The organism is Sphingobacterium bovisgrunnientis, from assembly GCF_009829085.1.
GTDB lineage: Bacteria > Bacteroidota > Bacteroidia > Sphingobacteriales > Sphingobacteriaceae > Sphingobacterium > Sphingobacterium bovisgrunnientis.
This window is the reverse complement of the sequence record NZ_WUQY01000014.1, coordinates 45,998-60,216: the sequence shown is the minus strand read 5'-3', so window position 1 is coordinate 60,216 and position 14,219 is coordinate 45,998. Positions and strand designations below refer to the sequence as shown.

At 36.5% G+C, this 14,219-nt stretch carries 11 protein-coding genes; 9 read left to right on the top strand and 2 right to left on the bottom strand.

Annotation, left to right across the window (positions count from 1 at the left end):
* Window positions 1-6: 6 nt before the first annotated feature.
* The 6 genes from GOQ16_RS08710 to glpT all read left to right on the top strand — a co-directional run bounded on the left by GOQ16_RS08710 (window position 7) and on the right by glpT (window position 8,704).
* A complete protein-coding gene (locus GOQ16_RS08710) occupies window positions 7-1,470 on the top strand; it encodes a SusD/RagB family nutrient-binding outer membrane lipoprotein (RefSeq protein ID WP_160068925.1) in 1,464 nt (487 codons plus the stop codon).
* An 11-nt stretch (window positions 1,471-1,481) separates the two neighbouring features.
* Window positions 1,482-2,723 carry a DUF5689 domain-containing protein gene (locus tag GOQ16_RS08705; RefSeq protein ID WP_160068924.1) on the top strand — a complete coding sequence of 414 codons (1,242 nt, stop codon included), beginning with the start codon at window positions 1,482-1,484 and terminating at the stop codon, window positions 2,721-2,723.
* Window positions 2,724-2,741: 18 nt separating this feature from the next.
* The gene (locus GOQ16_RS08700; RefSeq protein ID WP_160068923.1) at window positions 2,742-4,703 is read left to right on the top strand and encodes a calcineurin-like phosphoesterase C-terminal domain-containing protein; all 1,962 of its coding nucleotides are present in this window, start codon (window positions 2,742-2,744) and stop codon (window positions 4,701-4,703) included.
* A 59-nt stretch (window positions 4,704-4,762) separates the two neighbouring features.
* Complete coding sequence (locus GOQ16_RS08695) at window positions 4,763-6,307, top strand: BACON domain-containing protein (protein WP_160068922.1); 1,545 nt, start codon at window positions 4,763-4,765, stop codon at window positions 6,305-6,307.
* Between the two features lie 148 nt (window positions 6,308-6,455).
* Window positions 6,456-7,361, top strand: coding sequence for a glycerophosphodiester phosphodiesterase family protein (locus tag GOQ16_RS08690; protein ID WP_240140987.1), 906 nt, complete (start codon window positions 6,456-6,458; stop codon window positions 7,359-7,361).
* A 2-nt stretch (window positions 7,362-7,363) separates the two neighbouring features.
* The gene (gene glpT, locus GOQ16_RS08685; protein WP_160068921.1) at window positions 7,364-8,704 is read left to right on the top strand and encodes a glycerol-3-phosphate transporter; all 1,341 of its coding nucleotides are present in this window, start codon (window positions 7,364-7,366) and stop codon (window positions 8,702-8,704) included.
* Window positions 8,705-8,935: 231 nt separating this feature from the next.
* Here glpT and GOQ16_RS08680 read toward each other — a convergent pair whose 3' ends face one another.
* On the bottom strand, window positions 8,936-9,754 hold the full coding sequence (locus GOQ16_RS08680) for a mechanosensitive ion channel family protein (RefSeq protein ID WP_160068920.1): 819 nt from the start codon (window positions 9,752-9,754) through the stop codon (window positions 8,936-8,938).
* An 85-nt stretch (window positions 9,755-9,839) separates the two neighbouring features.
* Between GOQ16_RS08680 and GOQ16_RS08675 the strand changes: the two genes are divergently transcribed.
* From GOQ16_RS08675 to asnA, 3 genes are all read left to right on the top strand, one after another.
* Window positions 9,840-11,000 carry a cysteine desulfurase family protein gene (locus GOQ16_RS08675; RefSeq protein ID WP_160068919.1) on the top strand — a complete coding sequence of 387 codons (1,161 nt, stop codon included), beginning with the start codon at window positions 9,840-9,842 and terminating at the stop codon, window positions 10,998-11,000.
* An 84-nt stretch (window positions 11,001-11,084) separates the two neighbouring features.
* Window positions 11,085-11,411 (top strand): HesB/IscA family protein, encoded by a 327-nt coding sequence (locus GOQ16_RS08670; RefSeq protein ID WP_149914394.1) that lies wholly within the window; start codon window positions 11,085-11,087, stop codon window positions 11,409-11,411.
* 155 nt (window positions 11,412-11,566) lie between these two features.
* A complete protein-coding gene (gene asnA / locus GOQ16_RS08665) occupies window positions 11,567-12,571 on the top strand; it encodes an aspartate--ammonia ligase (RefSeq protein ID WP_160068918.1) in 1,005 nt (334 codons plus the stop codon).
* A gap of 29 nt (window positions 12,572-12,600) precedes the next feature.
* Here the strand turns inward: asnA and GOQ16_RS08660 are convergent, their stop codons facing one another.
* Window positions 12,601-14,109, bottom strand: a complete 1,509-nt coding sequence (locus tag GOQ16_RS08660; RefSeq protein WP_149914392.1) for a bifunctional GNAT family N-acetyltransferase/carbon-nitrogen hydrolase family protein — start codon at window positions 14,107-14,109, stop codon at window positions 12,601-12,603.
* Window positions 14,110-14,219 lie beyond the last annotated feature (110 nt).

The window sequence follows — 14,219 nt, the reverse complement described above, 5'->3', positions numbered from 1 at the left end:
ACTGTTATGAAATTTAAATTTAACTTAATTATAGCATTAGCAACTTTATGTGTAACCACATGGAGTTGTACTGGAGATTTTGTGGATATAAATACCAATCCTAACGAAAGTGCTAAAGTTTCTCCGCAAGCATTAATAGGCCCTACACTTTACAAGACTTTAGCTGCGAATCTTGATCGTAATATGCGCATCAATAATGAGCTTATGCAAGTGACGGTCACAACAAATAACAACTTAGAGTTTCACCGCTATGAGGTTCGTGCTACAGAGACCGAGCATATGTGGAGAAACTGGTATGTGGAATTGACAAACATACGTGATATATATACTAGCGCTGGCGTTGGACAACAGTCGGGTTACAAAGCATATCAAGGTGTATCCAGAATATTAGATGTATGGGTTAGTTCAATGCTTACAGATATGTACGGTGATGTTCCTTACTTCGAAAGTAATCTTGGATACAAAGAACTAAATAGAACACCTGTCTACGACAAACAAATCGATATTTATCGTGATCTATTTTTGAAATTAGAGCAAGCGAACCAATTGTTGAGTGAAGATGAATTACCAGAATCTCATCAAAATATGGATCCCCTATTTGCTGGTAATACAGCGAAATGGCGCAAATTCGGCAACTCATTATACTTGCGATTGTTACTTCGCGTATCACACAAACCTGAATTGAATGCTGTGCTTAAAATTAGAGAAATTGTAGAAACTAAATCTTCTCAATATCCAATTATGAGCAGCCATGATGATTCAGCTATTCTATATTTCACCACGCAAGAGCCTTATATAAATCCATATATGAATTCTCGCGAAATCGATTTTAATGGAAATAAAGGATATTCGCACTTCTTTATCGAGAATCTAATTGCGATGGCAGATCCACGTCTTAGTTTGTGGGCTACGCAACCTACATTGGGATCTTATTTGGGTATGCAATCAGGTTATCCTCGCGGACAAGTACCTGAGCGTCTGTCTACTTTTCATCCTTCATTGATGACGAGCTCTCGATTAGGAAACATCTTAAATTATGCTGAATTGCAATTTATTCTAGCAGAATGTGCGCTTAAAGGAATAACATACAGCGGCGATGCATGGCAACACTATCAAAATGGTGTAAACTCAGCAATGCAAATATGGGGTGTAGAACTTCCAGCAACTTATCTAAGCAATGAACGAGTTGGCTTTTTCCCAACAGATACAAATGAGAGCAAATTGAAGAAAATTCATTTGCAAAAGTACTATTCTTTATTTTTCACGGACTTCCAACAGTGGTATGAATACCGTAGAACAAGAGCTTTGGATCTAATCCAAGGTCCTGGCCTTGAAGGAAGAAAAATGCCAGTAAGAATGACTTATCCATTAATCACGCAGGCATTGAATAAAGATAATTACGATGAGGCTTCCGCTCGTATGGGAGGAAATACGCCTAATTCTTTAATGTGGTGGCAGCCTGCTAACTAATAATTGATACTATGAAAATGAGAGGAATAAAAACATTTATATATGCTGGTATTACATCTGTATTACTTTCCAGCTGTTTCAAAGAAGATGTAAATGAAGCTCTAGGCACTAATAATCCGGAGATTTCTATTTATGCATTGCGAAACATACACAAGCAAGAAGATGTGAAACTCGGAGAGAATGAACTTACCAAAGCAAATCATATTAAAGCTTTGGTGGTATCTAGCCATGAAGGAAACAACTTTCCTAAAAACTATATTGCTGTTCAAAATGAGTGGAGAGGTCAGTTGCGCGGTATTTTAGTTGAAATTGATGATCCACAACGTTATAGACTTGGGGACTCCGTAGATATTTGGGTAGATGAATTGACCTTAGGTCGCAGAGAAGGTATGTTGGCTTTACTGGGGGCAAATCACAACAATACCTACATTATAAACCGTAATAATACAGTGACAGCTAAAGCTGTTTCTATTGGTACACTGAATAATCAATTTGATAACTACGAGTCTACGTACGTTGAAATTACATCAGATCTTGAAGTTGAACCCAATCCTCGTGACAAGATTAGTGGTTCACGTCCATTGGCTGACGCTGATGGAAAGAAAGTATTCGTAACAGTAGGTAACGAAGCTACTTTTGCGAATGAACCTGTAGCGCCAAGTGCAACATTTAGAGGAATTGTTACCAAGCAAAATGAAAATATCGCTTTAAGATTACTTACCTATGCAGATATGGCTTATCCAAGTGGTAAAATCTATGCGGGATGGCCTGAGACTTTCGAAAATCCAGATGCACCTAAAGATGGTTATGCGAATAGAACGGTGGTTTTATCGACAGGACCTTGGTGGTTTCAACAAACATTATTAGGTATTACCCCAGGTAGAGATCGTATTGTTTCTGGTGTGAACGCTGTTCGTTTCCAACAAAATCATGCAACTTCCGATGCCCTATTGCAAATGGATTTCGATGTACCTGATGGAGCTTCCAAAGTTACTTTTTTCTATGGTTCATATTGGAATGATCCTACTAGCTGGTTTAAATTGGAGTACTCTACTGATAAAGGTACCACATGGCATCAAGTCAATGGAAACATCACAGATGCACATACAACAACGGTAAGTATGGACAGCAAGCAAGCGATATTCTTAATGAATATTCCTGGACCTGTACGTTTTAGACTCAACCGTCCTCAAGCAAATAATGTTGGAGGTAGATTAGGTGTAGACGATTTTGCTATTTTCAGAAGTTACTAAGGTATTTAAACGACTATCATGAAAAAACTAAATATATTTTTAATGCTAATTTTTATCTGCGCAACTATATTTTCGAGTTGCTCAGATAAAATAACAGAATTGACAGAGGAAAAGATTCAAACCTCTATAAAAGTAACGCACATCGACATTCCATATGTTTATAATGTGACGAAGGAATCGGATATTATCATCTCCGGAATAGGATTTCAAGAAGGCGATATTATCACATTCATTCCTCGTGGAGGCCAAGGTGGTGGATCTCTTGAGATGGTGACTAAAAACTTAGAAGAGGCTCAAATAGTATTAGCAAACTCCGAAAGTCTATTGGATGGTGAATATGAAATCAGAATTCAAAGAGGAAATTTAGATCAATTACTTGGCAGAACCTTCATTAATCATATCATTAATGATAATATTCCTGACCGCGAAGGAATGACAGTAAAAGGTACTGTACATGCAAATGGTCAAGGTGTAGCCAATGTTGTGGTATCTGATGGTATTGAGTTTGCAGTAACGGATCAAAACGGTATATATTACCTGCCATCTGCAAAAAAACACGGTTACGTTTTTATTTCTATTCCTTCGAATTACGAAGTAGCATCTATTAATACTGTTCCTCAGTTATTCAAACGTTTAGCTGGTGTAACTTCTTCAACAGAAATCAAAGATTTCGAATTGACTCCTGTAAATAATGAAAACCATGTAGTTGCATTTATGGCGGATTTACATCTTGCAAATAGAAACAACGATCTTGTGCAGTTTCAAGATGGTTTCATGGAAGATATCAAAGCGGTGTATGCACAATACAAAAGTCAAAACAAGCGTTTCTACGGAATCACATTAGGAGACCTTACTTGGGAATTGTATTGGTATTCAAACAATTTCAAGTTAGAACAATACATTGAACAAGTCAAAAGTCTGGAATTTCCAATCTTCAATGTAATAGGAAATCATGATTATGACCCTTATGTAAGTTCAAATGATTGGCTTGGTGCATTGCCATACAAAAGAACATTGGGCCCAACTTATTATTCAATGAATATTGGAAATGTTCACTACGTGATATTGGATAATATGGAATGGCTGAATGACGGTGGTAGCCTAGGAATTATTGGTGAAAGAAACTATAAAGATATTCTAGATCAAGAACAATTGAACTGGTTAATGAAAGATTTATCTTATGTTACAGATAAAAACACGCCAATTGTAATTGCAACTCACGTGCCTCTGTTTACTAATCCAGACCAGAACGGCAATTTTAATAATGCCATGGAAAACACGCCACAACTATTAGCAGCTGTTTCTGAATTTACTAATGTAAAGGTTCTATCGGGTCATACTCACGTAAATTACAGGAATTCGCCTGCGGGTTCGAACATTTCAGAACATACAATTGCGGCTGTTAGTGCAACTTGGTGGTGGACCGGAGCTACTAGTGCTAATAATCATATCTCTAAAGACGGAAGTCCGGGTGGTTATTCTATTTGGGAAATGAATGGAAGAAACCAAAAGTGGTACTACAAAAGTATTGGATATGACAAAGATTATCAATTCAGAACGTATGATCTAAACAATGTTCATATTACAGCTGCAAATTATACTCCAAACGCAAATGATGAGTTTAAAGCTAAAGTACCTGGGATTGTTGGGGAATACGGTACTGCCAATAAAAAAAATCAAGTGCTGATTAATGTATGGGGATACCAAAATAATTGGAAAGTTACCGTTAAAGAAAACGGCAATAATCTAGCTGTAAATAGAGTTCGTAAAAAAGATCCATTACACCTTATTTCGTACGACATGCAACGCATAAATGCTAATGCTGATCCAACTTTTGGTGCAAGTAATACAGCTCACCTATTCTTAGTTGAAGCAAGTAGTCCTACTTCAACACTAGAAGTTACAGTGGAAGATGAGTTTGGAACGAAATATACAGAAACAATGGTAAGACCTAAAGCTTTCAATTACGCAATGCGTTAAGCAGAAAGTGTAATTGTCAACTGAATTATATCAAACCTTGATTATTAAAATATAAAAGGATGAAAAAAGAAGGATTTAAAAGTTACGTTTTGCTATTAACTATATTCATCGGATTTTTCACTTCATGTGATAAAGAAGAAGTTATGGGTTTCTTTTTAGACAAAACAACTGATCAACTAGCTTTCCCTTGGGAAGGCGGAGAAAAAGGATTTGCATTTACGACGAATGGCGAATCGTGGACTTTAGATGCGCCAGATGACGAATGGATATCTTTTGACCTGAATTCTGGTACTGGTACCGGTAAAAGACAGCCAGTCTTAGTAACGGTAGCTCCAAATAAAGGTGAACAAAGAGAAGGAAAAATTCAATTAAAAGTTGGACAAGAAGTTACAGAAATCCTTGTTCAACAAGAGGACGGTAGATTGAATTTAGGTGAGGCTACGATCAATGCAGAATTATTTAACATCGGTGAAGACATTAAAGATGTATACATTTCTATTCCATATCAAAAAGGAATTGTAGATGATCAAATTCTCTTTACTGTTACTATGACAGGAGACGGTGCTCCTGGATTTAATCCTATTACCGATCATCCAATCGTATTGACCTCCACTTCTGGAGAAATACTTATTCCTCTAAGTGGAAAACCTACGGTAACAGGTAATGTTACTTTTACGGTAAGTACGTCAGATGTTAGTCGTGGACTTGAAATGCCTGCACCTATTACGAAAGAAGTATTCGATCCTAATAAACCACATCCAGACGCTTTACCATTTGTGATTTCTGGATTTATGGCTGACCCTAATGGTGCTGATGGAAATCAAGAATATGTTCAATTCTTAGCATTACGCGATATCACTTTTGATAATGGTGACAATGCTTACAGTTTAATTATATGTAATAATGCGGGTACAACGGGTGCACCTGGCGCAGGTCAATTAGACCGCAGACAAGACTTTCCTCCAAATGGATGGGTGTCGGGAACTTATACTATTAATAATGCGGCGGTTAATCGTACATATAAAATAAACATTACATCGGGAACTGTACAGAAAGGACAATACTTTTATGTCGGTGGAACAGGTGGTAGAATCAATGGTCCAAATTCTACAAGCATTCCTGAAGCAAACTGGGTAAAACAACATGATTATGTTAATAATCCAGGCGATGATGGTGTGGGTGCTATCAGTACTGGCTTATTCGCTAACTCAGGTGTTACTTCTGGGCTTGCAGTTTTCAAAGGAACAACTATAGACCATGAAACCGAGCCAATGGATGTCATTTTCATCGGTCCAGGCACTGGAGCATTATACGGACTTAGAAGCTATGCACCATTTACTGGCCAAGAAAGAGGTTATCGTGTTACCACTACAGATCATTATACGGTGGCTGGAACTAATACACGCTTCTATCGCCAAGGAACAAACACATGGTCAGTAGCTTATGCAGCTCAAAATCAATTCTATGAATTGCGTGGTGCTTATAATGTTACTTCGGCAACATGGACTACGCCACGCTCACACAATTTGATTACGTTAACAGACAACTCGACATTGAATCAAATTGAAACAGCAAATTCAACGAAAATGATTCCTGCTCCGTAGCTATCTATAGTAAACTATAAAGTAACATCAGTAAGAAATATGTAGAAACAATATGTCTTACTGATGTTACATTTTTAAAGAGAAATAGATTTTCGACGCTAAGTTTATTAATTATTTTTACGCCATTCTAATTTCTATAACTACCTGTATGAAGAAAAATATAATTTTATCCATTCTAATTTCGAGTGTAACACTATTATCTTGTAAGCAAATGTATTCTTCCAAAAATATAGAACCCTCCTTCCCTACTTTCGCCTACGAAGGGCACAGAGGTGCACGCGGATTATATCCTGAAAACTCTACAGGAGCAATGAAAATTGCTATTGATTTGCCAATAGTGACTACTTTAGAAATGGATTGTCATATCACGAAAGATAAAAAAGTTGTGGTTTATCATGATGATTTCTTAAATCCAAAATTCGTCACGTATGCCGATGGTAAAGAGCTGACTGGAAAAGATAATAAAGGACTGATTTACGATTATACCTACGACCAATTACAACAATTTGACATAGGTTTAAAAGGTAATGTAGATTTCCCACAACAGAAAAAAACAGCAACAAAAATTGACTTATTATCAGATTTAATCGATGAGTCTGAAAAATATGCTAACTCTAAAGGCAGAAAGATGTTTTATAACATCGAAACGAAGAGTAACGAAAAAAAAGATAATAAAGCTCACCCAGAGCCAAAAGAATTTTCGGACTTATTGGTAAAGATAGTTTTAGACAAAGGAATTGCGCCTCGCACAGTAATCCAATCTTTTGATAAGCGTACGATTCAATATATTAATAAGCAATACCCAACTATTCGTACGTCGTATTTGGTAGATGCAAAAAATACCAAAACGCCAGAAGAATTGGTTGAAGATTTGGGTTTTAAACCTTTTATCATCAGTCCTAATTATAAAATTGTGACTACAGATTTTGTGACTCAGGCACACCAGTTAGGAATCAAAATTATTCCTTGGACAGTGAATACAAAAGAAGAGATCGAAGCGCTAAAAGCTTTGAAAGTTGATGGAATTATTTCTGATTATCCTAATTTATTCTAGTTATGTTTAATATTTTCAAACCCGCTGCCCATAAAAACCCATTACCAGAAAGCCGCATCGATCCTGAATACAAAAAATTAAGAATTCAAGTTTTCACAGGTATATTCTTTGGATACGCAGCCTATTATTTTGTACGTAAGAACTTCTCCTTCGCGGTCAAAGATTTACAAGATGTGCTTGGGTATTCGAAGGCTGAATTAGGTATAGCGATGTCTGCTATTTCCATTGCATATGGACTAAGCAAGTTTTTGATGGGAAATGTTTCAGATAGATCTAATGCCCGTTACTTTTTAGCAGCAGGACTTATCCTATCCTCATTGACGATGATTTTTATGGGATTCTCTCCTGTGGCGACATCTTCTGTGGGAATTATGTTTGCCTTACTCTTTATCAATGGATGGGTACAAGGAATGGGCTGGCCAGCATGTGGACGCGTAGTGGTGCATTGGTTCTCTATAAAAGAAAGAGGTACCACAATGTCAATTTGGAATTTAGCACACAATGTTGGAGGATTTTTAGTTGGCCCCTTGACTATTTTAGGTGTCGAATTATTCCTAGATTGGGAAGCAAGATTATATTTCCCAGGTCTTGCAGCTCTTGCTGTTGCTTTACTGTCAATCTTATTGGTTAGAGATACACCGCAATCCTGTGGTCTTCCTCCTATCGAAGAATACAAGAATGACTACCCAAAAACTTACGAAGCAAGTCAAGAGAAAGAATTCACTGCCAAAGAAATCTTTTTCAAATATGTGTTCAACAATAAATTGTTGTGGTTTATTGCTATCGCTAATGCTTTTGTTTATTTGGTACGAAATGGTATTGTAAACTGGGCACCTACATTTTTACAAGAAGCGAAGAATTTTACAGCTTCTGAGGCGACTTGGTCAGCGTCTTTCTATGAATTAGCAGCTATTCCAGGTACGATTTTGTGTGGAGTAATGAGTGACAAACTGTTTGGTGGTCGTCGTGCTCCAGTGACTATCATTTATATGTTCTTTACATTTATCGCCGTATTGGTGTACTGGTTAGCGCCTGGCGACAGCCAATGGGTAGTTAATATTGCATTATGGGCAATTGGATTTTTAATCTATGGACCAGTAATGCTTATCGGAGTGCAAGCATTGGATTTAGTTCCTAAAAAAGCTGCGGGTACTGCTGCAGGATTAACTGGTTTATTTGGTTATTTTATCGGCGATTTATTAGCAAATGCTGCTCTAGGAGCTGTTGTTGATTTCGGTGGTTGGAACGGCGCTTTTGAACTTATTCTAGCGGCATGCGTGTTGGCTATTATATTTACAGCATTCACCTGGAAACAAGAAAAAACCTTCCTTAGCGGAAGATAATAATTGAATTAAACCTTAAACCAAAAAGTCTTGTGAACGATTCACAAGACTTTTTGTTATTTTAGTGTAGGCAATAATTTAAAAAAGGATGAAAAAACAGTTTTTTAAAATATTAAACAACATCAACAAGTCCATTCTGCCAAAGTACAGTAAACTTGATCCTTCCAAATTGACTAAATTCCAACAAGCAATTGTAGCCTATCGCTACTATGTGCTTACGAATTCGCTGGATTAGTTCTCGCTATTAATTATTTTCAAGCTATTTGTTGGAAATACCACATTCTCACCATCGAACACCTCCTGAAGTCTTTCTGCTAAATCAGTTTTTACAGCCCAAAAACTTCCTTTTGGTGTCCAAACACGTATCAACAATTCAATACCGCCATCTTTCAAATCACCAATTTGTACTACAGGAGCGGGATTATTTGCTATACGTTCATCGGATGAAATTACTTTCAAAATTGTCTCTCTTGCTATTTTGACATTCGCGTCGTACGATACCAAAAGTGTGAACGCAACTCTTCTATTTGTAATTTTAGTAAAATTCTTGATTACTGAATTCGCCAAAGTACCATTTGGACTGAATATACGTATACCATCATCATCAATTAATGTAGTATACAGAAGGTCAATTTTTTCTACTGTGCCACTCGAACCATTGGCACTATTAATAGCATCCCCCACTTCAAAAGGTCTGAACAAAAGGATTAGTACGCCTCCAGCAAAATTCGATAAACTGCCTTGTAAAGCCATACCTACTGCCAAACCAAAGGCCGATAATGCAGCAATGAAAGAAGTTGTTTGAATTCCTACTGTACTGGCAACGGTTAATATGAGTAAAGCATAAAGAACAAATTTTAATAAACTTGCGACAAATCCTCTTATTGAAATATCAATATTACGTTTTTCAAATCTGGAGTTGATTATGCGTAAAATTAACTTTATTGCATAGCGGCCAACGATTAAGATTAAAATAGCTGCTATTACATCTGGTACTTTTAATACCAAAACATCTATTAATTTTTCAATTCTTCCCTCAAAGTTTTCCATATAATATCAATTTTTATGTCACAATATCTACAAAATATCCAACTTTTCAAATGATATATCTTTAGTTTTTAGATAACTTTATCCTATGATTTATTTGGATAATAACGCTACCACAAGAATTGATGATGAAGTTCTTAATACGATGCTACCTTTTCTTAGAGAAGAATATGGAAATGCCTCTAGTCTTCAGCACAAAATGGGTAGAACTGCACATCAAGCCATTGAAAAATCACGACAAAGTATTGCAAAATCAATCGGTGCTAATCCAAAAGAAATTTACTTCACATCAGGGGCTACAGAAGCAATAAACACAGTACTACGAGGTATATTCACACGTTACCAGCGTATTGGAAAACACATAATTTCTGCCAAGACAGAACATAAAGCTGTGCTAACTACACTAGAAATATTAGAGAAGAACGGTGCTGAGATTACTTATTTGCCCGTAGATCATAACGGAAATATTAATTTAGATGATTTAGAAGAAGCAATCCGAACAGATACGATTTTAATATGTCTCATGCACGCTAATAATGAGACTGGAGTCGTACATCCAATTGAAGACATCGCTGAAATAGCAATTAAAAAAAATGTGTTGTTGTTTAGTGATACTACGCAGGCCATCGGAAAGATACATTCCAATTATGAAAAATCTGGTGTAGATATTTGCTGTTTTAGCGCGCATAAATTGCATGGACCAAAAGGAATAGGCGCACTTTATGTTCGTCGAAAATCTCGTCCAATACAAATCGAGCCACTTATCACAGGTGGTAAACAAGAAAATAGTTTTAGAGGTGGAACTTACAATACAGCAGCAATAGCTGGTATGGGAAAAGCTTTTGAAATCGCAAATCCTCAAGATTTAGCCACTCTTCGAGATTATTTCGAAGATAGAATATATAATGAAATCGAAGATATAACAATCCATGCACAGCAATCAACTCGTCTAAGTAATACCAGTAATATTGTTTTCAAACACGTGAAAAGTGCTGAACTAATGCCAAAATTAACCAATATAGCTGTGTCATCAGGTTCTGCCTGTGTCTCGGGGGATCGCGATCCGTCACATGTATTGACCGCTATGGGTATTTCAGAAGAAGACGCACTTTGTAGCATACGTTTTTCACTTTCAAAATATACAACAAAAGAGGATTTAGACAGCACAATAGTTGAATTAAAATACGCTGTAGCAAAGATTCGCAACGAATCTCCTATTTGGCAGCTGTATAAATCAAATTTGCTCTAATATTGTGACAAAATTCATACTTTTTGTAGTTGTGTGTTGCAATTTATTTACGAACTTTGTCCTAATCTTAAAAGATTAACAATTATGGTAACGGTTACAGAGAAAGCGAAAGAGCGAATTCAAAAAATAATGACAGACGAAAACTACGACGAAAACTATTTCGTACGTGTGGCTGTAGTTAGCGGTGGCTGTTCGGGTCTTTCTTACGATTTGAAGTTTGATAACGAGGAAAAAAAAGGCGACCAATTTTTTGAAGACAATGGTGTTAAAATCTGTTTAGATATCAAATCATACTTATATCTAGCAGGAACAGAATTAGACTATTCAGATGGTTTAGACGGAAAAGGATTTGAATTCCACAATCCCAATGCATCCAGAACTTGTGCATGTGGCGAAAGTTTCTCCGTTTAAGCAGTGATCTACTTGAAAATACAAAAGAGCTGCACATGCAGCTCTTTTCTTTTATAATATTATTAAAAAAAACTTTTATATGTTATTATTTTAATGAAAATGCGTACATTTCATTACATTTATCACAGAATAATAACCAGTTATATATACAATTAATGGGCAGAGAATTATTACAACGCGAACAAGCTATTACGTTTGTAAAGGATACCTTTTCAACATATCTAAAACAAGCATTAAACCTAACACCCATTTCTTCACCTTTGATCGTACTTGACGGTACTGGAATCAATGACGACTTAAACGGTATTGAAAGACCTGTTTCTTTTCCGATCAAATCTCTGAATGAGCAACGCGCCGTGGTGGTACATTCCTTAGCAAAATGGAAGCGTGTTCGTTTAAAAGAACTTGAGTTAGAAGCTGGCGAAGGTATTATTACGGATATGCGTGCTTTACGACCAGACGAAGATTATTCACCGATTCATTCTATTTATGTAGATCAATGGGATTGGGAAAAAGTTATCCTTCCTGAAAATAGAAATTTAGCCTTTCTAAAGCAGACCGTAAATGCGATTTATGATTCGATGGTTCAAACAGAAAAACAAGTCGAGGCAAAATACCCACATCTTAAAGCTATTCTTCCGCAAGAAATCACTTTTATTTCATCCGAAGAATTATTAAAAAAATACCCAGATTTTACGCCAAAAGAAAGAGAAAATGCAATCGCTAAAGAATGTGGTGCGGTATTCTTGTATGGAATTGGTGGTGTATTGTCAAATGGTTTCACACACGATGGCAGAGCGGCGGATTATGATGATTGGAGTACCGACAACGAAGATGGTTACCAAGGCTTGAATGGCGATATTTTGATTTGGAATCCAATATTAAATAGCGCTTTTGAATTGTCTTCTATGGGTATTCGTGTGAATAAAGATGCCTTACAAAGACAATTAGAAATAAGACATTGTACAGATAGAGCACAATTATCCTTTCACCAAATGTTGTTGAACAATGAACTAACAGAATCTATTGGTGGTGGAATTGGTCAATCTCGTGTATGTATGTTCATGCTTAAGTTATCCCACATTGGCGAAGTCCAAGTTAGTATTTGGGATGACCACAAAAAGCAAATTTTAGCAGAAGAAAATATTAATTTATTATAACAAGAAAGAGCTGGAAATCCAGCTCTTTCTTATTTCAATAAATTCACTTCATACAAATCTTTCCTTCTATCTTTCAAAATCTTCACGGTACCATATTCGTGCAGATCACGTAAAGCATATAAATCTACGTCAGCTATTAATACCATTTCGGTATTTGGCGTGGCTTCCGCTTTGATAGCATTATTAGGAAAAGCAAAATCCGAAGGTGTAAACACCGCAGATTGCGAATATTGAATATCCATATTATTTACCCGTGGCAAATTGCCCACCGAACCAGCAATAGCGACGTAACATTCATTCTCAATGGCTCGAGCTTGCGCACAATGACGTACCCGAATATATCCATTTTGTGTATCAGTCATGAATGGAACGAACAAAATCTGCATGCCTTGATCCGCTAATATTCGGCTCAATTCGGGGAATTCTACATCATAACAAATTAACATCCCAATCTTACCACAATCCGTATCAAAAACTTTGACCTCACTCCCTCCTACCATACCGTAATATTTGAATTCGTTAGGTGTGATGTGTACCTTCCGGTATTGATCTGTATGTCCATTGCGGTGACACAGATAACTTACATTATACAATTTGCCACGTTCGTACAATGGCATCGAACCTGCAATAATATTGACATTGTACGAAACCGCAAATTGTGTTAGCTTCTGCTTAATTTCCTTGGTGTGTTCTGCCAACTTTTCCATTGCCATCCGTTCTGGCATATCATTATAAGGACTCATCAACGGAGAATTAAAAAACTCCGGAAACATCACAAAATCAGCTCCATAATCTGAAACTGAATCCACAAAAAATTCTACCTGATCATAGAATTCTTGCAAATTTTTGAATGATCGCATTTGCCATTGCACTAATCCCAAACGGATGGTTTGTTTGGAAGCAGAATTGGAACGCGCATCAGGTTCATAATAAATATTATTCCATTCCAACAGCGTGGCAAATTCCATAGATTCTGCATCTTCTGGCAAGTAATTTTTAAGAATTTTCTTGACGTGGAAATCATTTGAAAGTTGAAAAGTCAAGGTGGGATCAAATATCTCTTTACGCTTTACCTTTTCAATATACACACGCGGACTCATGTCCTGCGCATAGTTATAATAATTCGGAATTCTTCCGCCAGCCACAATACTCTTAAGATTCATTTGTTCGCACAATTCCTTACGCGAATCGTACAAGCGTCGCCCAAGACGCAATGAACGGTATTCAGGATGTACGAAAACTTCTATACCATATAAGGTATCACCTTCATAATCGTGCTTCGAAAACTTTCCGTCATCGATGATTTCATAATAAGAATCGTATATGTTATTTTTTTTTGAATGAAGAATGATTGATAAAGCACATGCCACCACATGTCCATTTACTTCTACACACAATTGTCCTTCTGGAAATACATCAATCAGATCCACAATATTTTCACGTGTCCATATGTCTCCTTGGCCTTGATACGCCTCAGTCATAGATTTTTTCAAATCCGAATAATCTTTCTTCGAAAGCAACCTAACTTTAATATCCATAAAATTTCAGCTTTAAGTCTGCTATTTATATACAAATCTGATACCATAATAATCAGTACAGTCATCAAAAAAGCCCTATCAAACTTTTGATAAGGCTGTCTATTTTAATT

Excerpts from the sequence above, each read along its gene's own strand:
- GOQ16_RS08710 (WP_160068925.1), top strand. The coding sequence starts at position 7 with ATGAAATTTAAATTTAACTTAATTATAGCATTAGCAACTTTATGTGTA.
- GOQ16_RS08705 (WP_160068924.1), top strand. The coding sequence starts at position 1,482 with ATGAAAATGAGAGGAATAAAAACATTTATATATGCTGGTATTACATCT.
- GOQ16_RS08700 (WP_160068923.1), top strand. The coding sequence starts at position 2,742 with ATGAAAAAACTAAATATATTTTTAATGCTAATTTTTATCTGCGCAACT.
- GOQ16_RS08695 (WP_160068922.1), top strand. The coding sequence starts at position 4,763 with ATGAAAAAAGAAGGATTTAAAAGTTACGTTTTGCTATTAACTATATTC.
- GOQ16_RS08690 (WP_240140987.1), top strand. The coding sequence starts at position 6,456 with ATGAAGAAAAATATAATTTTATCCATTCTAATTTCGAGTGTAACACTA.
- glpT (WP_160068921.1), top strand. The coding sequence starts at position 7,364 with ATGTTTAATATTTTCAAACCCGCTGCCCATAAAAACCCATTACCAGAA.
- GOQ16_RS08680 (WP_160068920.1), bottom strand. The coding sequence starts at position 9,754 with ATGGAAAACTTTGAGGGAAGAATTGAAAAATTAATAGATGTTTTGGTA.
- GOQ16_RS08675 (WP_160068919.1), top strand. The coding sequence starts at position 9,840 with ATGATTTATTTGGATAATAACGCTACCACAAGAATTGATGATGAAGTT.
- GOQ16_RS08670 (WP_149914394.1), top strand. The coding sequence starts at position 11,085 with ATGGTAACGGTTACAGAGAAAGCGAAAGAGCGAATTCAAAAAATAATG.
- asnA (WP_160068918.1), top strand. The coding sequence starts at position 11,567 with ATGGGCAGAGAATTATTACAACGCGAACAAGCTATTACGTTTGTAAAG.
- GOQ16_RS08660 (WP_149914392.1), bottom strand. The coding sequence starts at position 14,109 with ATGGATATTAAAGTTAGGTTGCTTTCGAAGAAAGATTATTCGGATTTG.